This is a genomic window from Bacillus salitolerans (genome assembly GCF_042680805.1).
Taxonomy (GTDB): Bacteria; Bacillota; Bacilli; order Bacillales; family SA4; genus Bacillus_CJ; species Bacillus_CJ salitolerans.
This window is the reverse complement of sequence record NZ_JBHUEM010000016.1, coordinates 21,500-42,658: the sequence shown is the minus strand read 5'-3', so window position 1 is coordinate 42,658 and position 21,159 is coordinate 21,500. Positions and strand designations below refer to the sequence as shown.

The following is a 21,159-nucleotide window of genomic DNA, read 5'->3' as shown; positions in this document are numbered from 1 at the left end:
ATAGATAACTTGGTTAATTGTTACTTGTAAAAAAAGGATATTACAGTAAGTGTATTTGAGTTACCCTAAAACTAAAAAAAAGTATTTGACATTGTACGCTTATCCTATAAAAAAAGAGCCATTATGGCTCTTTTTTAGTTCCTTCTATTTACGTCAACAAGTTCAATTTCATTCGTTAAATACTTTATTCTTTCTAATATTCTTTGAGCTTTAATTCCTTCTTCCTCACCTTTTTGTGAATACGTATAGTGGCGCAGAAGCTCAGTTAAATTTAGGTTTGAAGTGAAGAAAGTTGGCAGGTAGTCTAGCATTCTATGTTGCAGGATTGGACCTAGGATTTCATCTCTCATCCAGCTTGTCATAGATTCTGCTCCAATGTCGTCTAACATTAAGATGGGTGTATTTTTAGCAGCATCCAGTTTCTCGTTGAAAGCTATTTCATTGTTCATGACACTCTTTAATTCTCTTATAAATTCTGGAAAATATACAATCATGGACGAAACACCTTTATCGGCTAGCTCATTGGCTATTGCACAAAGAATATATGTTTTTCCAACTCCAAAGCCTCCATGCACATAAAAGCCTTTTAATTTCTTTTCAACTCCGTAGCTTTTTAGGAAAGACCATATTTGCTGCTTAATTTTATATCTCCATTGATCATCTTCATAAATCTCTAAAAAGGAAGCATTTAACAACTCTGACGGAATATAAACAGATTTCACCTTTTTTTCTTTATCCTTTTGCATATCTGCTAGTACTTTTTTCGGACAACGGATATAATCCAGATCAATTATTTGCTTATTTTTCAAGGTAAGCTGGGGAGTATAGCCTTGAATCATATTGACACACTCTTTTAATCCCGTACATTTCTCACACTGTTTACTTTGAGTTGTGAATTCGAACAACTTTAATAATCCTTGATCAAAAATTTTCCGATTTAAAAAGGCTCGATTTTGTTCTAAAAATTGCTTTACGTCTGGGTCCTGCAGCACAATATCTTTAAACTTTTCATACTCGGCTTCCATTTTTTTTGGGTAAGACATACCCTTTAACGTATCATTAATGGATTTCACGGGTGATTCCCCCTTTAAACACGACGTTTATACTTAGTCAAAACTCACTTATCCTCGTTTGTGTTAGTCTTATTCAACAATTGTTGTTTTCGTTTTTCAATATACTCTGGGTCAGTCATCCATTCAGGGAGAATTTCTTTCCGAATCGGCTTTCTTAACCCGGTATTTTGGTTATTCTTACTCTTCGTTTCTTTTTCCTTGTATTCAATAACATTCTTTTCGAATTCAGCGATTTGATCTAGTGCCTCTTTAACGGTTCGAACCTTTAATCTAGCCCAATTGCTTGCTGTCGTTGTCATATAATTTCTATTTAAGTTCATCTTTTTATGAACAACTACATAGTACAGAAGTACGTTGACTACACCTGGTTCTAATTTTTGATTTTCCATAATACTCTCGACTAATGATAGGTCACTTCCAGTTGGCATAGCTCCTCCTGCGAGCTCACTAAGGAAATCCTTCGGTGATGTTGTTTCAAAATGGAGAATACGCTTCTCTTCTTCAGTCTTTGGTTCCCGGTATCTCATCGTTTGAAGATCTAATGGCTGTATTTTATAGGAGAGAGACGGAATCCTTCCATAATTCTCTATATCATAGTAAACTTTCGCCTTCTGTGAAAGTACCTCTAAATCAATCTCCTCTTCATCAGAACTGGTTGCATCTAACACAACTTTTTGCATATCCAGTGGTGAAAATCCGTACACATATGCAAGTAGCTTTATTCTCTTTTCGACTTCATCTGTAATCAAATGCCTTGGTACAAAGTTTTTAGATAATCCATAGATAAATTGATCAAAATCGAATTCTAATGTTCCGACATCGATTTTCTCCATTCCTTTCTCTTCTCTATGAATAAATTCTTGATGATCCTCCTCGAGACTTCCATTCATATATTGAGATTGGTTTCGTGTCGTCTCAAAAATATCTGAGAAGGATTTCGAGATATTTTGAAAATCGTTTTGATTTACTGCTTTCGTTACAAATAAAGATTTTAATTTATTAAATCTAAACTCTCCAACTTCATTTTTCAAAAATATACTATAAGGAAATTCAGAACTAAAAAATATGGCGGGAGATAAAGGAGGCTGGAGATCGTAAATAAAATTTCGAACGTCGGTTGTTTTTTGAACATAGGTTTTCAGTAAACCAATTCCTTCTAATTTATATCGAGCAACTAAAATATTATCTAAATTTGTTCGCATTGACTCCATTATACTTTTGTGGGTAGAAGGAGAACCCCAATATTTATAGGCTTCAAGTTCACTCCACAGCAACATATATAACGAAAAGCTAAGCGGCCCAATTAGAGGTTGATAAACGAGACTCAAAAATCTCCGATCAAAATCATGTAATACTGTGTCTGTTTTAACCAAATATTGATCAACAGGTAATACTTCTTTCCATGATTGCATAGATTTATCCTTTCTTATGGAAAAAGAGCTTTTAGCACGAATGCCTAAGCTCAATTCTTCATTACTTTCTTGTTTTTAGCAAGTCCTTTAATTCTTCTATAAAGACCGTGATATCTTTAAATTGTCTATAAACGGATGCAAAACGAACGTATGCTACATCATCCACTAAAGCAAGTCGATCCATTACCATCTCACCAACAATATCACTCTTAACCTCAGAAACTCCTTGGTTTCGAAGTTCTATCTCCACCTCTTGAGTAATTTCTTCTAATTGACTTAGTGACACAGGTCTTTTTTCACACGCTTTGATCAAACCTCTCAGGATTTTTTCACGGCTAAATTCTTCGCGTGTTCCTTCCTTTTTGACAACAATTAACGGAAGTTCTTCCACCTTCTCAAACGTTGTAAAACGGTATAGGCATTCTTCACATTCTCTTCTTCTTCTTATGGATTTGCCTTCATCAACAGGTCTAGAATCTAACACCCTTGTTCCATTATGATAGCAACTTGGACATTTCATAAAATCAACTCCAAAGGAAAATAGCAGCAGATGCTAATATTATAGTGAATCATTGCATTTGTTTCTACTATTAATCTTATTGTATACAGACCTATTAGACAAGTACTAAACCATCTATTTTACTATCCGTTACCAATCACTTGGAGTTCTTTATCGAGTTTTTCATATAAAGTAGAGACAACTTTTTGACAAAAACCTATACCAAAAAATCCTTCATACGTGACAGAAAAATCAATAGCTGTCTCCATTGGTCTCACTTGAATAACTGAAATAACTAAAAAACCTTTTTTAGGTGCGGAGATTTCAACACTTATTTCACCATGCTCTTCTGAAACTGAAGTAATCTTATAACCTTGAATCGTTTCAATCACTGACTGTAAAACTTTCAAAGCTTTACCATTTGTACTTTTATAATAATGTGTTCGCAACATTTCAGACTCGTGCTTATCTGAGGTTTCACAATGGCTTGATAAATAATGTCGTATTGTACTTAGGTTCATCGATTTTTTCCTTTCAATCGTGTTATAGAAAGCAACAAGACTTAAGACACAGGCGAATATATTCCTTTTATCAATAAGACGCTAACCAATCTAATTGGAAAGCTCACGGGCTCTCCATAATCCTAAAAATATAAGTTAAAAAAAGAGGTGCAATATATACACCTCTTCTTGTTGTTTACAATTTTCAGTTGAATTTTAAAGTGCCTTCACTTTAGCTTGCTTTACTTGTACTGGACCCATACCACGTGGAAGTTCAATATTTTCACGTGTTTGAGCACCAAGAGCCTCAGCAATAAAGTCTGCTGCAATATTTGGATCTAGATGACCACAAGTATAGACATCAATACTTGCATAGCCATGCTCTGGAAAGCTGTGAATCGTTAAATGAGATTCTGATATAATGACAACGCCACTTACTCCTTGTGGAGCAAACTTGTGGAAGGCAACCTCACGAATTTCAGCACCAGATTTTAATGCAGCATTAACAAAAGTTTCTTCAATGTAATTAATGTCATTCAACTTGTCAAAATCACAACCCCATAATTCTGAGATCACGTGACGACCCATTGTTTCCATTATTACTCCCCCTTTACAAATTTAGGTGTACATGAATTCTTTAGCGAATGGCACGTAAACTACCACGGGGGAAAGTTAGTCCAAAGAGGTCCTAACCCTTTAAGTAGCAACCTAAACCGAAGCTTTTATAAGAAGTTCACGAATCATAGTATACTTTGTTTATTTCATTTTTGCAACATAAGAATTTGATTTTTTTATCCATTCAAACGCAAAACATGAATTGTTTTTTTTATGACGGAAGGAAACACACCCTTTTACCATTTGCTTAATCAGCTAAAATATCCATTTAACGCTTGTCCAATATATTTTCGAATTTTTGAAGTAAAAGAATAAAGCACCTTTAAACAGGTGCTTTTTCCTTACTATTACATTGTAGAAACCTCTTCTTTCATCTCTTTAAGTTGAGATGAAACAAACTTTGTTAAATCAACTACTCTTGTTGAATAACCCCATTCATTATCGTACCAAGCAAGCACCTTAATTTTTCTATTCCCCATCACCATTGTAGATAAACCATCTACGATTGCTGAATGTGAATTTGTGTTGAAATCAATCGAAACTAATGGCTCATCCGTAATATCAAGTACGCCATATAAAGATCCTTTTGAAGCTGTCATAAAAGCTTGATTTACTTCCTCAACTGTAACATCTTTCTTTACATCTACCACTAAATCAACTAGCGATACATTTGGTGTAGGTACACGAAGAGCCATACCGTGTAATTTCCCCTGTAGGTTTGGTAACACTTTTGCCAGTGCTTTTGCAGCTCCAGTCGTTGTAGGAATAATTGATTGTGCACAAGCTCTAGCACGGCGTAAATCCTTATGTGGATTATCTAAATTCTTTTGATCATTTGTATAGGAGTGGACAGTTGTCATAAGTCCATTCTCAATACCAAACTGCTCTTCAAGTACTTTAGCAACAGGTGCTAAACAGTTAGTCGTACATGAGGCATTTGAAATGACGATATGGTTTTGAATATCTAATGTTTCTTCATTTACACCCATAACAATCGTAACATCTTCTTCCTTACCTGGTGCTGTTAATATTACTCGCTTTGCTCCAGCTTGAACATGTAGCATCGCTTTTTCTTTTGAATTAAATTTACCAGTCGCCTCTATTACGATATCGATATTTAACTCTTTCCAAGGTAACTCTAATGGATCTCTAGAGCTTAGAAGCTTTACACGTTTTCCATTTACAATAAGAGAATCACCATGAGGTATCACTTCTCCATCAAACTTTCCATGGACAGTATCATATTTTATTAAATGTGCTAATGTTTCTGCAGGATAACTCGCATTTATCGCAACGATTTCTAATTGGTCCTCTTGGATTGCATTACGAAATACCATTCTTCCAATACGGCCAAACCCATTAATCGCTATTCTTCCTCTCATGTCTCTGTCTCCTCCATATATGTTATACTGTTTGTTGCATCTCTTGTAATTAGTATAACATAAAACGGTTACATTGTGATTATTTTTTTTGTGTAAAAGAATCTCATGTTGAATAAATGTGTCAAATTTGAAAACTAAATATTTATCATACGAATGAGAGGATTTTCAATAACACACGAAGAATAGTCTCAAAATATGAAGGGGGATTTACATGACAAAAGATATAATTGAAACTGAGTACTTTCTACTACATACTCTTTCTACAGGTATTTATGCTGCCATTGCAAAGGATGGGGTAGGTGCATGGAGTAATGCTGGGTTTATTGACTTAGGAAATGAACTACTTGTGTTTGATGCATTTTCTACTCCAAAGGCTGCCCTTGAATTACGCGTACTGGCTGAACGAGTAACCAATAAGGAAGTAATGTATGTCATAAATAGTCATTATCATGGTGATCACGTATTCGGGAACCAAGTATTTAAGGATTGTATTATCATTTCTACATCATTGACTCGGCAGCTTTCAAAAGAACAAAATGTGCTACATAGTATTGAGCAAGAACAGGATGAAATGAAGAAATACCTTCAAACTCTCGAAAGAGATATAATGCGGTCAACCGATCCTAATATCACAATAAGCTTACAGAATCAGTATATGGAAATGAACAAGGTATTAGAAAGTATTCCAAACTTAGAAATGGTATTACCTTCATTTACATTTGAGAAGCATCTAATGATTCACGGTTCTATGCGGTCGGTAGAATTACACTGTTATGGAGGCGGTCACACACCTAGTGATAGTTTCTTGTATATTCCAAACGAAAAAATTGCATTCATGGGGGATCTCGTGACTGAATGCCTCCATTTACCCATTCATCATCCAGAAGATTTTTTATACATATTGAATCAAGTAAGACAAATGGATATAGACATAGTAATTCCAGGTCATGGTGGCATTTCTACACTTGATTCGTGTACCACGTTGATGAACTACATCACTCATATAATACATTCTGTAAAAGAGGCTCATCTTCTTGACCAGTCAGTTGAAGAACTTATGTCAAGCTATACGACATTAAAGGAATATTCAAGCTGGAGAGGCGTAAATGGAATCAATCGCAATCTTATGACAGTCTATAACTTTTACAAAAAAAAACCTGCTAATAAGCAAGTTTAAAGTATGTCCCAACTACGAAGTATGTTGATTAATTGTTGTTTTGTTTCTTCAATAGTTCCGTTGTTATTAATGATTACATCTGCCAATGGCTTTTTCTCTGACAATGGCATTTGAGAATTTACTCGAGCAACAGCTTCTGCTTCTGTATATTGATTTCTAATTACTAAACGTTCGAGTTGTACGTCAGGATCGACATAGACAAGAATCGTTTTATCAACTAAATGAGTAAGCTTACTCTCGAACAAAAGAGGAATATCTAATACAACAGCTTTTTTTCCTTGTTGTATGTAATCACTCTTTTGTTCGATCATTCTATTTCGAACCGCCGGATGAACAATACTGTTCAACTTCTCTCGCTTTTCCTTGTTATTAAAAACGATGGCCCCTAGTGCATCGCGATTAATTGTTTTGTCTTCACGTAGAATGCCCTCACCAAACGTTTGGATAATCTCCAGATAGGCTTTCTCACTAGGTTCTACGACCTGTCTTGCAATAATATCTGCATCTACTACAGGTATCTCCATATTCTTAAACATAGATGATACCGTGCTTTTCCCACTCGCAATACCGCCTGTTAATCCTATGATTACACTACTCATGCGTACCCCCTATATTTTTATAATTCCTATGATGATTAGTAATACCCCCGGTAAGAAAGAACATTTTTGCATCCATTCATGGTTTGAGCATAATTGTCCACTTTTCAGTCCAACCGATAAAAAAAGCGAGCTCATGAACGCAACTGTGATTGCCATAAAAATAGGTGAATATCCCAACAAGGCTGCACCAATTCCCGCTCCAAATGCATCCAATGACAAAGCAACACCTAATAGAAAGGCTTCTATGCCGGTAATGGTTCCAGAGCGGTCAAAATCAGCTTCCAGAGGCTTTCGTAAAATATGAATGACTAGGCCTAACGATTTAATTTCGAATTTGACAAGAATTTTTTCCTGATTGGTTTCCATTTGTTTTTTCTCTGGTTTAAAAAATTGGTATAGAACCCAAGCACCGATTAAGACTAGTACAATACCTCCCACTTTTTCTGCCCAGACGGGAGATAGGAAGTTCGTGATCATATGACCAACTCCCATTGCAACCATTAAAGTGATGGCTGAACAGATGGATATGATAATAATAGACCTAATAGGTAAGTGCATTTTTCGGAGTCCATAAGTAAAGCCGACACTAAAACTATCCAGACTGACAGCAAATGCAAGTAAGAGTAGAGATAGAGATTGTAACATGTTAAGGCTCCTTCCATTTTTACTACGATAGTATATGGAAGAAGCCCATCCGATGTTAGTATTACTTGATATGTATTTGGCAGTTAGGACAAAAATGAGTCCCTCGCCCTCCTACGACTGTCTTTGCAATCTCTGTTCCACATTTTTTACAATCTTCACCCCTACGCCCATACACGAATAACTCAAGCTGAAACATGCCAATTTGCCCTTGAGTATTGACATAGGAACGAACGGTGCTTCCACCTTTTTCAACCGCTTCTTCTAGGGTTTTTACAATTTCTTGATGTAGGATTTTGACTTCTTCTACCGTTAACGTATTTGAAATACGTTCCGGATGAATACCTGATCTGAAAAGCGCCTCATCAACGTATATGTTGCCTAGTCCAACAACGATTATTTGGTCCAATAGAGCAACCTTTATTTTACGATTCGTTCTTTGTAGCTGCTTATACAACCTATTTACGGTAAATTCCTCTGAAAATGGTTCTGGTCCAAGCTGTGATAGCGGTAAGCTTTTTTCTTCCTCACCGTGTGAAAACAAATGCATCGTTCCAAATTTCCGAACATCCTTATAACGAAGCTCTGAACCATCTGTAAAAGTAAATAGAACATGCGTATGCTTATCAATTGCCTCTGGCTTCGGAAAGAGTCCATACCTTCCTTCCATCCTAAGATGTGAAACGAGCACATAGTCATCAAGAATAAATTTTAGGAATTTTCCTCTTCGTTTAACATCACGGATGGTTTGTCCTTTTAGTGCATCAACAAATTGTTCTACTGGCTCCGGTTTTTTGATCATTTTGGGCCAATTTACGATAACCTCTTCGATTGTTTTTCCCTTTACTAATTCAATGAGTGTTCGCCGAACGGTTTCAACCTCAGGTAATTCAGGCATTTCTTCACATCCTTACCCTATTCATTCTTTTATTTAGGTACTTTTCACATGACGATTGTTCTAAACATATCAAATAGAATATTATTATTTCGCATCATACCAACTTGGCCCATATGCGTAATCTACTTTTAATGGAACCTTTAATTCTAATGCATGCTCCATTACATTTGGTACTAGACTTTTTAATTTTTCTATTTCTTCTTTTGGTGCTTCCAATATTAATTCATCATGTACTTGTAATAACAGCTTTGCTTCAAGCCCTTCATTTTCTAATGCTGCAGCAAGGTCAATCATCGCCTTCTTAATAATATCTGCTGCACTCCCCTGAATAGGTGTATTCATAGCTGTTCTTTCAGCAAAGCTTCTCAGATTAAAATTTCGACTTGTTATATCAGGGATGTATCTCCGGCGCTGCATTAACGTACTTACAAAACCATTCTGTCTTGCTTCATGTACAATGTCGCTCATATACTCTTTTACACCTGGAAAGCTTTCTAAATATTTTTCAATAAATTTACCTGCTTCTTTTCGTGTTATACCGAGTCCTTGTGAGAGACCATAATCACTAATTCCGTAGACAATCCCAAAGTTCACAGCCTTTGCCTGTCTTCTCATATCAGAGGTAACTTCCTCTGCTTTTACATTAAAGACATCCATTGCCGTTTTTGTATGGATGTCCATGTCATTTTGAAAGGCATCTACTAGTTTCTCATCTTCGGCTATATGAGCAAGTACGCGTAATTCAATCTGAGAATAGTCAGCAGCAAATATGACCCAATCCTTCTTAGATGGGATAAAGGCTTGTCTTATTTTTCGTCCTTCTTCAAGACGTATTGGTATGTTTTGAAGGTTAGGATCAATCGAACTAAGTCTTCCTGTTTGTGTTAATACTTGATTAAATCTTGTATGGACTTTACCTGTATCTTCATTAATAACCTTTAATAGTCCTTCCAAGTAGGTTGAGTTTAATTTACCTAACTGCCTGTAAGTTAAAATAGACGAAATAATTTCATGCTTGTCCTCTAACTGTTCTAAAATATCGGCAGAAGTAGAATATCCCGTTTTCGTTTTCTTAATGACAGGTAAATTCAATTTTTCAAATAAAATAACGCCAAGCTGTTTTGGTGAATTAATATTAAATTCTTCACCGGCATGAGTATAGATTTCCTTTTCAAGCTCTTCTAATCGCCTCGTTAAATCTTCTTGCATTTCTAGTAAGCGATTTTTATCGACTGTGACCCCTGTTGCTTCCATATTAGCTAGTATGAAGGAGAGAGGGAGCTCTAATTTTTCAAACAGCTCATATTGATGATTTTCTTGTAATTCTTTAGAAAAGGTATCTTGAAGTTCTCTTAATGCAACTGCTTTTCTCACTACGTGCTCAGCTAGCACCTGTTCTTCCGGCACCTTTCGTTTTGCACCTTTTCCATACACAGCTTCATCTGTTTGAACATTATAATAACCCTTTTTCCGAGCAATTGTAGCCAGATCTTCAGTAGCTTCTCCTGGATTCAAAATATAAGAAGCAATTAACAGATCAAATTCTATTCCTCTTAGCTCTACACCTTGACAACCAAGTGCAACAATCGCTTTTTTTGCATCAAATATAGACTTTTTCTTCGTTTCGTCGATTGCCCACGCTTTAAAACGCTCAGAATTCAACGCAACTGAAGTAGGTAGATAGTATTTATCATGTTGGTTTACGATGGCAATGCCTTGAATTGTTGCTTGATGATAATGGTCATCGATGATTTCCACAATTAGCGTAGTTTCCTCTGTCAGAACTTCGTCATGAATTTCTTCTAGGGTTTCATAACGTAATTCCTCAAGCTCTTCTGTTTCATCCTGAATATCAACATTCATTTTATCAAGTAAAGATTGGAAATTTAAGTCTTTAAAAAGAGTAACGACAGATTTTTCATTCAAACCTCGATATGAAATGTCTTCTATTGAAATAGTAAGAGGTGCTTCACGAAAAATGGTTGCAAGTTCTTTACTCATAAACGCTTTGTCTTTATTTTCTTCTAGCTTTTCTTTTAGCTTTTTCCCGCTTATTTCATCAAGATGCTCATAGATTTCTTCTACGGAACCATACTCCTTTAACAGCTTAAGAGCGGTTTTTTCTCCTACTCCAGGTACACCGGGAATATTATCAGAGGTATCCCCCATTAGTCCTTTCATATCTATGATCTGACTGGAGGTGATACCATACTTTTCATTTAGATATTCAGGTGTATACGAATCTACTTCTGTGATACCTTTCCTTGTTATATCTACTGTCACTTTGTTTGATACAAGCTGAAGTAAGTCTTTATCTCCTGTAATCACCTTAATTTCACAATCATCTTGCTCATACAGCTTCGAAATTGTCCCGATTATATCATCTGCCTCATAATTTTCTAGTTCGTATCTAGTAATGTTGTAGGCATCTAATAACTCCCTAATAAATGGCATTTGTTCCGAAAGCTCCGGTGGTGTTTTTTGTCTACCACCTTTGTATTCTGTGAATGTTTTATGCCTAAAGGTTGTTTTTCCTGCATCAAATGCAACAAGCATATGAGTTGGTTTTTCTTCCTCCAAGATTCTCATTAAGATCATCGTAAAACCGTAGACCGCATTCGTATGTATACCCTTTTCATTATGTAAAAGGGGTAAAGCAAAGAAAGCTCGGTAGGCTAAACTATTTCCATCTATCAACACTACTTTTTTAGTCATTACAGATCCTCCTCTAAAACTTTCTGATCAAGCAGCTATTTAGAAAAACATCGCTAGCACGAGTCCTTGGATGCCGCGGTTACATAGTTTCTCTTATCCAGTGTTCAAATTTGAAACGTAATAATAAGTATACATAGTTCATTATTACGAAAAGCTTTATACGTACGTTCCAATTAGACAAAGAAAAAACTGCCATTTTCCTTATTCTATCATGAGTAAGATTAGAAAGGAAAACGGCAGCTTAATTATGCATCAATTGTATTTTTTTAGTAAAGGTTACTCGATATAACCTGAAAGAATTTTAGCATAAGGTGAGTCAGATGGAATCACGATTAAAGTTTCTCCATCGATCGTCTTTTTGTATGACTCTAGTGTTCGGTATAGATCATAAAATTCTACATCTCTACTGAACGCTTGATTATAAATTTGAGCAGCTTGAGATTCACCTTCTGCCCGAATAATTTCTGCCTCTGCCTTTGCTTTTGCTAATAGCTCTGTAACCTCTTTATCAGTGTTTGCGATCATTCTATTTTTTTCAGCGTCACCCATGGATAAGTATTGCTGAGCTGTTGATTCACGTTCAGAAATCATTCGAGTATATACAGATTGTTCATTCTCTGGTGGAAGATCTGTACGCTTCATTCGAACATCAGTTACGACAATTCCATAATTCGCTTCTTTCAGCAACACATTTACTCTTTCTGTGATCCGATCATTTAAGCTACCTCTTGATGACTTTTCATCATTAATGATCTCGTCATAATTTAATTGACCTAGCTCAGCACGAATAACAGAGAAAATAAACTCCCCCATTTTCGCCTCAGCATTAACAACTGTTCTTGCGTTCGCAATCATAGCTTTGGGATCTTCAATACGCCAAACAGAATAATTATCAATAATCATTCGCTTCTTATCTTTTGTATTAATTTCTTCCTTCGCTACATCATAGACCATTTGATATTTTGGCAAGGTTTCAACTGTTTGAATAAAAGGAATTTTGTAAGATAACCCTGGAGTAGCGTCTATTCTAACAACCTCTCCAAACTGCCTTACTACTTTGTACTCCCCTTCTCTTACGATAAAAATATTGGTTAATACGGTAATGAAGAGAACAAGTAAAATTAGTAAAAATATTCCGATTTTCGTGTATTTTCTCCACTCTAATGGCTTCTTTTCATTAATATCTATTACATTTCCATCACTCATTCTTTTCACTTCCTTCCGCTTGTGCAGGTGGCGCTTGCTTTTCCATCGGTCTAATCGGGAAATACTTCATTGTATTTCCATCATCATTCATAATATAAATTTCGGCATGTGGTAATACTGATTCCAGTGTTTCTAACACAAGACGTTTTCTCATAATATCTGGTGCCTTCACATATTCACTGTATAGTGCGTTGAATCGTGCCACATCCCCCTTCGCCTGTTCAATTCGAGCTGTACGATCTCCCTCTGCCTTTGAAATTAAGGCATCTTTTTCCCCTTCAGCTTCTTGACTGCGTTTATTGTAATACTTATTTGCTTCATTTATCTTTGTATTCATTGTTTCACGGGCATCTGTTACATTTGTAAAAGCCCTTCGTACCTCTTCATTTGGGAGTTCAACATCTTGTAATTTCACAGATGAAATAGAGATACCAACATCATACTTTTCAATTAATGTAGTTAATAATTCCCTTACTTCTGCCTCAATCTCTGCTTTTCCGGATGTCAGAGCATCATCAATTTTCGAGCTACCAATGATACTTCTTAGTGATGCCGAAGTTGCATTATACAATATTTCTTGTGGATCAATAGCATTATATAAATATTTAGCTGGCTCCGTAATCCTCCATTGTACAACCATATCTGCTAAAACAATATTTTCATCTCCAGTAATCATCTTTGTCTCTTCTGGAAATTCTTTAAGTGTACCATCCTTTTCCTCATATCCAAATTGTAAACTAAAGGTTTCTTTTGATAGTTTTTCAACATCTTGTATCGGCCAAGGTAGCTTAAAATGTAAGCCAGGTTCTATGACCGCTGTGTCCACCTTTCCAAGTGTTAAAATAACGGCTTGATCGGATTCATCAACAGTATACCATGAGGTTAATCCAACGATACCGAGAACAATCACACCGAATCCAAGGCCGGTTAATACTAATAATCGTCTTAAACTCATCGATTCTACTCCCCTTTTTTTTCATCTCCCAAAACTATTTACGTTTGAAACCTAAATTGGTTTCACTTTTATTATCTTAACATGTTTTTATACGTATTTTTTCCTCAAAGCTTATAAGGGGAAATGATTTCGTTTATCATTAGTTTTAACATATAAAAAAAGGGACGAGTACTAAAATGTACTCGTCTAAAAAAGATTGGCTCCTTGGATGAAGGGGTTTCATCTTAATCGTATAGATTGAATATGAAGAGGAGATGAACTATCTGTTAAGAATTTGTAAATATGTTCAATATTGTCGTTTTTCCTGTGCCGGAGCATACAATATATCTTATGTTCCAATCTATTATTTCCCTAGTTTTTTATAAAAGGTGACGGTAAAAGTAGTTCCTACTCCTTGTTTACTTGTTACACGAATGGTTCCGTGATGGGCTTCTACCAAATGCTTAACAATTGCCAACCCTAACCCAGTTCCACCCGAGCTCCGATCCCTCGCCTTATCCACCCGATAGAATCGTTCAAATATCCGAGGGATCTCCTTTTCATTCATTCCAATGCCTGTATCATCTATTTTCACTTGAACTTGATGCTCAAGTTCTTGAATCGAAATGGACACTCTTCCCTTTGATGGTGTATAGGCAATCCCATTATTAATTAAATTTATAAATATTTGCTTTAGACGATATAAATCCCCTTCAATCACCGTATTATCCTTAGCATGTAATTCTAGGGAAATATCTTTGTCCTCCGCCTTGCCCTTTAACATAACAATGACTTCACCTAATACTTCAGTAAGGTCAACTCGCTGAAAATTTATTGAAAACCCATGTGACTCCATTTTTGATAAATCTAATAAATCCTGGATTAAGATCTGAAGCCTGTCACTTTCTTTTAGAATGATGGAGAGAAAATTTTCAGTTAGCTGCTTATCGTCCATCGCCCCATCTAAAAGCGTTTCAGAAAATCCTTTTATCGATGTAATTGGCGTCTTAAGCTCATGAGAAACATTCGCTACGAAATCCTTTCTCATTTGCTCTAGCTTCTTTAACTCAGATATATCATGGAAGACTAATACAATTCCCTTCCATTCGTCATTTGTTCCTATTATCGGAGCTCCATACACCTCAAAATGCCTTCTTTCTATCTTTAAGGAAAGTTGCATTTGCTTCCGTACTTTCACTTCCGTCATAAAGATTTCTTCTACTAATGAGATCACTTCTTTATGCTGAATAGCTTCGTAATAGAGTCGATATAAATAATCAATCGGTTCTACATCAAAAATCTCTTTATAGGAACGATTAATAAGGTTTATGTAGCCTCGACCATCAATTAAAATTAGGCCACTACCCATATTTTCAATTAAGGTGGTAAGACGATCCTGCTGCATTTCTTGAGCTTTGACCATATCTTGAAGATTCCTTGCCAAAATATTAATGGACTGGCTTAGCATTCCTGTCTCATCAAGATGCTCTTCAAACGTTCTAGCCTTATAATTACCTTTTGCCAGCTCGGTTGCCACTCTTGTAGCGGCTTCAATTGGTTTTACATAATGTTTCGTAATTCGAATTCCTAATAAAAATATGACAACAAAAGCTAGCCCTAAGCTACTGACTAGAAGTCCCCAAATTTGTTGATTAATTTTTTTTAGTGAATCAACCGATAGATTTAGCAGTAAATATCCTTCAACTACAATCCGGTCTGCACTATGTAAGGGTACGACATAATAGAATTCATCCTTTTTTTCATCAATTACATGGAAGGATGTATTCTTTTCCTCCTGAGATTCAATCATCCTTTTAAATCTGTCAATAGTTGAATTGGGATGTTTACTTATTGTGCTCGTATCTACTAAAATTGTTCCATCTGCCTGCATAATTGTAATTCTTGAGTCTAAAGCGTTTCCTATATTGTTTACCTGCTCCTTTAAATTTGGTTGACTCAATCCATTTTCTTCGATTAGGGTGGCAACTAGGTTTGCTTCCTTTTCAAGTCGCTCATTAAGAGTGTTCGTATAGAAGCTTTTAAAAATCTGACCTAGTAATATCCCTAAGCCGAGCAGTACCATAAGGATAAGAGTAATAAACCCAAATATTAGCCTGGAACGGAATTTATTCATCCATCTTTGGCTCCTCGAGCTTGTATCCTAGCCCTCGGATTGTTTTTATATAAATTGGCTTTTTTGTATTTCGTTCAATTTTTTCCCGCAAATGGCTAATATGGACATCTACAATCCTTGTATCTCCTGCAAAATCATAATTCCAAACCGCACTTAACAGCTGGTCTCTTGTTAGAACCCTGCCTTTATGCTTTGCTAAATAAACAAGAAGCTCAAATTCTTTAGGAGTAAGCTCAAGTCTATCATCACTAAAGTAGGCTTCATAATGATCTGGTAAAATTTTCAAATCGGCAATCAAAATTTGTTCATGATTGTCTTGTTCTTTTACTTCGATTTCATTCATTTGCTGAGTTCTTCTTAAAATCGCCTTTACTCGTGCAACCACTTCCCTAGGACTAAAAGGCTTTGTCATATAGTCATCAGCACCAAGTTCTAATCCTAATACTTTATCAAACTCATCATCTTTCGCTGTTAACATCAAGATTGGAGTCATGACTTTTAACTGTCGAAGCTGCTTACACACTTCAATTCCATCCATTTTAGGCAACATTAAGTCCAATACCATCATATCAGGCTTTTCTTCTATCGCCTTATTCTTACCAGATTCACCATCCATCGCAGTTATTACATCAAAACCAGCCTGCTGTAAATTGTATTGCAATAATGTGACAATTGATTGTTCATCATCAACAACTAATACTTTTTTGTTCATGTGATCCTCCAACTCAAGCTAAATTTCTATCAATATTATGTTAGTACTCCATTTGCTTCCATCATACTATGAAAATATAGGTTTAACAAAGCATTTTAGTCTTAATCTGTTAAACTATTCGTATAGAAAGAAGCATAATACCATGACAAGCAAGTACAAAAGGCTCAGGGCGCCCCAGTTAGCCTAAGGCAGAGCAAATGTTCCTAAATGAAAAAAAGGGTGTATTCCCCTTTAACATTTAAGGTTGTTTGACCTCGAGAGGCTGGATGCTGGAGCTGGATGCTGGAGCTGGATGCCAAGCAACTAGCCCATTTTGTTGCTGAATACTTTTATACGTTCTTAAATCAAAAAAAAAAAAGGGTTTCCCCTTTCTTATCTTTTTAGAAATTCTCTAAGGCTTTTCCTGTCATTGTTTCCATTACTTGTGGCGGAGTAACATTAAATTTACCTTCAATCACTACCTCTTTTTCCTCATTGATCGCCTTTACGGTTATCTCAACCTCATCACTTTTCATATTGATAGCTGTTACTTCAAATAGAAATTCAATGGTCGCGTAGTGATAAACCGGCTTGATAAATTTTATGTTTTGTTGAAGAATAGCACTTCCTGGACCAGGTAAATACTTAGAAATGGCTGATGTCATAATCCCTGTTAACATAATTTGTGGAACAATTGGTTTTTTAAAAGGTGTTTGTGAGGCAAAATCATGTTGAATAAAGAGTGGATTCGCATCATTTGTTAACCCTAAATATAAGAGAATGTCTTTGTCTTCAATTTTTTCAGTTAGTGTTAATTTTTCCCCAACTGTCATTTCCTCTATTTTACGACCAAGTTTACGTTTTTTACCAAGTAGCATACAATCTAACCCCCATTCACTTCATTACTGAAATCGCTTACAAAATTTATGAATAAAAAACGGGGATTTATCCCCGTCTTTATTATGGTAATACTGCCATAACACTCTTCACTGATTCTACTGATTTGTCTAGGGCTTTCTTTTCATCTTCAGTAAGTTCAAGCTCGATAATCTTCTCAAGCCCATTGCCTCCAAGGATGGTAGGTACACCAAGATATAAATCCTCGTAACCATATTCCCCTTCTAAATAGGCAATCGTTGGGAGGACACGTTTTTGATCCTTTAGAATTGCTTCAACCATTTCAACAAGAGAGGCAGCTGGAGCGTAGTAAGCACTTCCGTTCCCAAGTAAGTTTACGATTTCACCGCCGCCCTTACGAGTACGTTCCACAATTGCATCTAAGCGGTCTTTTGGTATAAGGGTCTCTAATGGAATCCCACCAGCATAGGAATAACGTACTAATGGAACCATATCGTCACCGTGACCACCTAAAACGAAACCAGTAATATCCTTCACTGATAATTGAAGCTCCTGAGCTACGAATGTACGAAAACGAGCAGTATCAAGTACACCTGATTGACCGATTACACGGCTTTTGGGGAATCCAGACTCTTTAAATACTGTATAAGTCATAGCATCAACAGGATTGGTTAGGACGATAATGACGCAATTCGGAGAATGTTTAACAATTTCTTGTGTAACACTCTTCATAATTTTTGCATTAGTACTAACTAAATCATCACGGCTCATACCAGGCTTACGTGCAATTCCTGCAGTTATTACAACGATATCAGAGTTAGCTGTATCTGCATAGTCAGAAGTACCAATAATAGTAGCATCAAAACCTTGAACCGGACTTGCTTCTGACATATCTAGCGCTTTACCTTTAGTTGGGTTTTCAAGATTTGGAATATCCACTAATACGATATCACCAAGTTCCTTTTGAGCAGCCATTAACGCTGTTGTTGCTCCAGTAAAACCAGCACCAATTACAGAAATCTTTCTACGTTTAATCCCAGCCATTACACAATCCCCCTTATTAAAAATGTAAGAATCGCTACCTCAAATAGAGGTAGCAATTATGAGAATTAAGCCATGTTTTCAATTAACGCGTTACCAAACTCAGAACATTTCACTTCAGTAGCACCGTCCATTAGACGAGCAAAGTCATATGTTACAACTTTAGAAGCAATAGTCTTTTCAATAGAGTCCATTACTAACTTAGCTGCTTCATTCCAACCAAGGTGTTCAAGCATTAGTACTCCTGATAAAAGAACAGATGAAGGATTTACCTTATCTAACCCTGCATACTTAGGTGCAGTACCATGCGTGGCTTCGAAGATTGCGTGACCAGTTTCATAGTTAATATTTGCTCCTGGAGCAATACCGATTCCACCAACCTGTGCAGCAAGTGCATCAGAGATGTAATCTCCATTTAGGTTCATTGTTGCCACAACATCAAACTCGCTTGGACGCGTTAAAATTTGTTGTAAGAAAATATCTGCGATTGAGTCTTTTATAATGATTTTGCCAGCAGCCTCAGCATCAGCTTGAGCCTTGTTAGCAGCATCCTTACCTTCAGCTTCTACGATACGATCGTATTCTGCCCAAGTGAATACCTTATCACCAAATTCCTTTTCAGCAAGCTCATAACCCCAGTTCTTGAAAGCACCTTCAGTGAACTTCATGATGTTTCCTTTATGAACTAATGTTACTGATTTACGACCTTCTTTGATTGCGTAGTTAATTGCAGCACGTACTAAACGTGATGTTCCTTCTTCAGATACAGGCTTAATACCGATACCAGAAGTTTCAGGGAAACGAATTTTCTTAACACCCATTTCATTTTGTAAGAAGTTGATAAGCTTTTGTACTTCTTCAGAGCCTTTAGCATATTCTATACCTGCATAAATGTCTTCAGTGTTCTCACGGAAGATCACCATATCTGTATCTTCAGGACGTTTAACTGGTGACGGTACACCTTGGAAATAACGAACTGGACGTAAGCATACAAACAAATCAAGCTCTTGACGAAGAGCAACGTTTAAAGAACGAATTCCTCCACCTATTGGTGTTGTTAATGGTCCTTTAATTGCAATTATGTATTCACGGATTACATCTAATGTTTCATCTGGTAACCATTGACCTGTTTGGTTAAATGCCTTTTCACCAGCAAGTACTTCTTTCCATTCAATTTTCTTTTCGCCTTTGTAAGCTTTTTCTACAGCCGCTTCTAACACTCTTGATGCTGCAGCCCAAATATCAGGTCCAATTCCATCACCTTCAATGAAAGGGATAATTGGATTATTTGGTACGTTCAATGTTCCATTGGAAACTGTAATTTTTTGACCTTGTGACATGGGAATACCTCCAGTTTTAATGTTCTAGGCTAAAAGAGAGTTACCCTCTTTTAACCTATTTATTGTTAAAAATATGGCTCAGTTAAAATTTGTTGTTGATTTCTTCAGAAGGACTCTCGCCGCTTCCGCAATAATCAACTGGGGTTAAAAACTATTACCTTTATTACAGCCAAAAAAATATATCGTTTATGCTCGTTGTTCAATCGGAATATAAGCTTGTTTACCTGGTCCAGTGTACTCTGCACGCGGACGGATAATACGGTTGTTTTCGTATTGCTCTAGAATATGAGCTAACCATCCAGACACACGGCTAACAGCAAAGATTGGGGTAAATAGGTCATGATCAATTCCTAAGCTATGATAAACAGAAGCTGAATAGAAATCAACGTTTGCTGGAATACCTTTTTGCCCAGTAACTGCTTCTTCAATTTTAACGGACATATCATACCATTTTGGCTCACCAGTAATTTGTGTTAATTCCTTAGACATCTTCTTTAGGTGTTTTGCACGTGGGTCTCCGTTTTGATATACACGGTGTCCAAAGCCCATGATTTTTTCTTTATTTGCAAATTTCTCAGTTAAATATGCATCTACATTTTCAACTTCACCTATTTCAGCAAGCATTTTCATTACTTGCTCGTTTGCTCCACCATGAAGAGGACCTTTTAGTGCCCCGATTGCAGAAGTTACCCCTGAGTAAACATCAGAAAGTGTTGCCACACAAACGCGAGCTGTAAAGGTTGAAGCATTTAACTCATGGTCTGCGTGAAGAACTAATGCTTTGTTTAATGCTTCTATTGCTACAGCCTCTGGCTCTTTACCAGTTAGCATGTATACAAAATTTGCTGCAACACCTAAATCGCTTCTAGGTGCTATTGGTTCTTGGCCTTTACGAATTCTAGAAAATGCTGCTACGATTGTTGGTAGTTTGGCTTGTAGACGGATAGCTTTACGGTAATTAGATTCTTTATCCATCACATCTGCTTCCTCATCATACAAACCTAATAATGAAACAGCTGTACGAAGAGCTCCCATTGGGTGAACTTGATCGATTGGGTATGTTTTGAAATGATCTAATACTCCTTGTGGAAGTGTTGCATTCTGAGCAAGTTGTGCAGTTAGCTCGTCTAATTCTTTTTGATTAGGTAACTTACCATGCCACAGTAAATATATTACCTCTTCAAAGCTAGCATGCTCTGCTAAATCATCAATATTATACCCTCCATAAGTAAGTACATCATCGATGATTGAGCTGATAGACGAAGTAGCCGCCACAACTCCTTCAAGACCACGTGTTGCTGTCATAAAAACCTCTCCTTTTTCCTAGAATATTCCCATCCTTTTTAAAAACCGAAAATGCTTACATTTTATACAAAACAAAAAATCGTGATAATCCAAATTCTAACGGTTTATCATGATATGTAGGAAGGATGATTCTATGTG

The 21,159-nt window shown here is 36.3% G+C and carries 19 protein-coding genes; 1 reads left to right on the top strand and 18 read right to left on the bottom strand.

The window, feature by feature from the left end; translation table 11 throughout:
- Nucleotides 1-134: 134 nt before the first annotated feature.
- The 6 genes from dnaI to ACFSCX_RS11280 all read right to left on the bottom strand — a co-directional run bounded on the left by dnaI (nucleotide 135) and on the right by ACFSCX_RS11280 (nucleotide 5,481).
- Complete coding sequence (dnaI, locus tag ACFSCX_RS11305) at nucleotides 135-1,073, bottom strand: primosomal protein DnaI (protein ID WP_377928336.1); 939 nt, start codon at nucleotides 1,071-1,073, stop codon at nucleotides 135-137.
- A 44-nt stretch (nucleotides 1,074-1,117) separates the two neighbouring features.
- Entirely contained in the window at nucleotides 1,118-2,485 is a 1,368-nt protein-coding gene (locus tag ACFSCX_RS11300; protein ID WP_377928335.1) for a replication initiation and membrane attachment family protein, read from the bottom strand.
- Nucleotides 2,486-2,546: 61 nt separating this feature from the next.
- A complete protein-coding gene (gene nrdR / locus ACFSCX_RS11295; RefSeq protein ID WP_377928334.1) occupies nucleotides 2,547-3,005 on the bottom strand; it encodes a transcriptional regulator NrdR in 459 nt (152 codons plus the stop codon).
- Between the two features lie 122 nt (nucleotides 3,006-3,127).
- Nucleotides 3,128-3,505 carry a cytosolic protein gene (locus ACFSCX_RS11290; RefSeq protein ID WP_377928333.1) on the bottom strand — a complete coding sequence of 126 codons (378 nt, stop codon included), beginning with the start codon at nucleotides 3,503-3,505 and terminating at the stop codon, nucleotides 3,128-3,130.
- A gap of 195 nt (nucleotides 3,506-3,700) precedes the next feature.
- A complete protein-coding gene (speD, locus tag ACFSCX_RS11285; RefSeq protein WP_377928332.1) occupies nucleotides 3,701-4,081 on the bottom strand; it encodes an adenosylmethionine decarboxylase in 381 nt (126 codons plus the stop codon).
- Nucleotides 4,082-4,446: 365 nt separating this feature from the next.
- A complete protein-coding gene (locus ACFSCX_RS11280; RefSeq protein WP_377928330.1) occupies nucleotides 4,447-5,481 on the bottom strand; it encodes a glyceraldehyde-3-phosphate dehydrogenase in 1,035 nt (344 codons plus the stop codon).
- Between the two features lie 211 nt (nucleotides 5,482-5,692).
- On the opposite strand from ACFSCX_RS11280, the gene ACFSCX_RS11275 reads away from it, so the two are divergent.
- Nucleotides 5,693-6,658, top strand: coding sequence for an MBL fold metallo-hydrolase (locus ACFSCX_RS11275; RefSeq protein WP_377928329.1), 966 nt, complete (start codon nucleotides 5,693-5,695; stop codon nucleotides 6,656-6,658).
- Here ACFSCX_RS11275 and coaE read toward each other — a convergent pair.
- From coaE to citZ, 12 genes are all read right to left on the bottom strand, one after another.
- Complete coding sequence (coaE, locus tag ACFSCX_RS11270) at nucleotides 6,655-7,257, bottom strand: dephospho-CoA kinase (protein WP_377928328.1); 603 nt, start codon at nucleotides 7,255-7,257, stop codon at nucleotides 6,655-6,657. The genes ACFSCX_RS11275 and coaE overlap by 4 nt on opposite strands.
- A gap of 9 nt (nucleotides 7,258-7,266) precedes the next feature.
- Nucleotides 7,267-7,938, bottom strand: a complete 672-nt coding sequence (gene ytaF, locus ACFSCX_RS11265) for a sporulation membrane protein YtaF (RefSeq protein WP_377928339.1) — start codon at nucleotides 7,936-7,938, stop codon at nucleotides 7,267-7,269.
- A 25-nt stretch (nucleotides 7,939-7,963) separates the two neighbouring features.
- Nucleotides 7,964-8,797: a DNA-formamidopyrimidine glycosylase gene (mutM, locus tag ACFSCX_RS11260; protein WP_377928327.1), complete on the bottom strand. Its 834-nt coding sequence runs from the start codon at nucleotides 8,795-8,797 to the stop codon at nucleotides 7,964-7,966.
- Between the two features lie 84 nt (nucleotides 8,798-8,881).
- On the bottom strand, nucleotides 8,882-11,512 hold the full coding sequence (gene polA / locus ACFSCX_RS11255; protein ID WP_377928326.1) for a DNA polymerase I: 2,631 nt from the start codon (nucleotides 11,510-11,512) through the stop codon (nucleotides 8,882-8,884).
- Between the two features lie 276 nt (nucleotides 11,513-11,788).
- Complete coding sequence (gene hflC, locus ACFSCX_RS11250; RefSeq protein WP_377928325.1) at nucleotides 11,789-12,718, bottom strand: protease modulator HflC; 930 nt, start codon at nucleotides 12,716-12,718, stop codon at nucleotides 11,789-11,791.
- Entirely contained in the window at nucleotides 12,711-13,673 is a 963-nt protein-coding gene (gene hflK / locus ACFSCX_RS11245) for an FtsH protease activity modulator HflK (RefSeq protein WP_377928324.1), read from the bottom strand. The genes hflC and hflK overlap by 8 nt, the downstream gene beginning before the upstream one ends.
- 343 nt (nucleotides 13,674-14,016) lie before the next feature.
- Entirely contained in the window at nucleotides 14,017-15,786 is a 1,770-nt protein-coding gene (gene pnpS / locus ACFSCX_RS11240) for a two-component system histidine kinase PnpS (RefSeq protein ID WP_377928323.1), read from the bottom strand.
- Nucleotides 15,779-16,498: a winged helix-turn-helix domain-containing protein gene (locus ACFSCX_RS11235; protein WP_377928322.1), complete on the bottom strand. Its 720-nt coding sequence runs from the start codon at nucleotides 16,496-16,498 to the stop codon at nucleotides 15,779-15,781. The genes pnpS and ACFSCX_RS11235 overlap by 8 nt, the downstream gene beginning before the upstream one ends.
- Before the next feature lie 380 nt (nucleotides 16,499-16,878).
- Nucleotides 16,879-17,355 (bottom strand): MaoC/PaaZ C-terminal domain-containing protein, encoded by a 477-nt coding sequence (locus tag ACFSCX_RS11230; RefSeq protein WP_377928321.1) that lies wholly within the window; start codon nucleotides 17,353-17,355, stop codon nucleotides 16,879-16,881.
- Between the two features lie 82 nt (nucleotides 17,356-17,437).
- Nucleotides 17,438-18,379, bottom strand: coding sequence for a malate dehydrogenase (gene mdh / locus ACFSCX_RS11225; RefSeq protein ID WP_377928320.1), 942 nt, complete (start codon nucleotides 18,377-18,379; stop codon nucleotides 17,438-17,440).
- A 65-nt stretch (nucleotides 18,380-18,444) separates the two neighbouring features.
- Nucleotides 18,445-19,716: an NADP-dependent isocitrate dehydrogenase gene (gene icd / locus ACFSCX_RS11220; protein WP_377928319.1), complete on the bottom strand. Its 1,272-nt coding sequence runs from the start codon at nucleotides 19,714-19,716 to the stop codon at nucleotides 18,445-18,447.
- A 186-nt stretch (nucleotides 19,717-19,902) separates the two neighbouring features.
- Entirely contained in the window at nucleotides 19,903-21,021 is a 1,119-nt protein-coding gene (gene citZ / locus ACFSCX_RS11215) for a citrate synthase (RefSeq protein WP_377928318.1), read from the bottom strand.
- Nucleotides 21,022-21,159 lie beyond the last annotated feature (138 nt).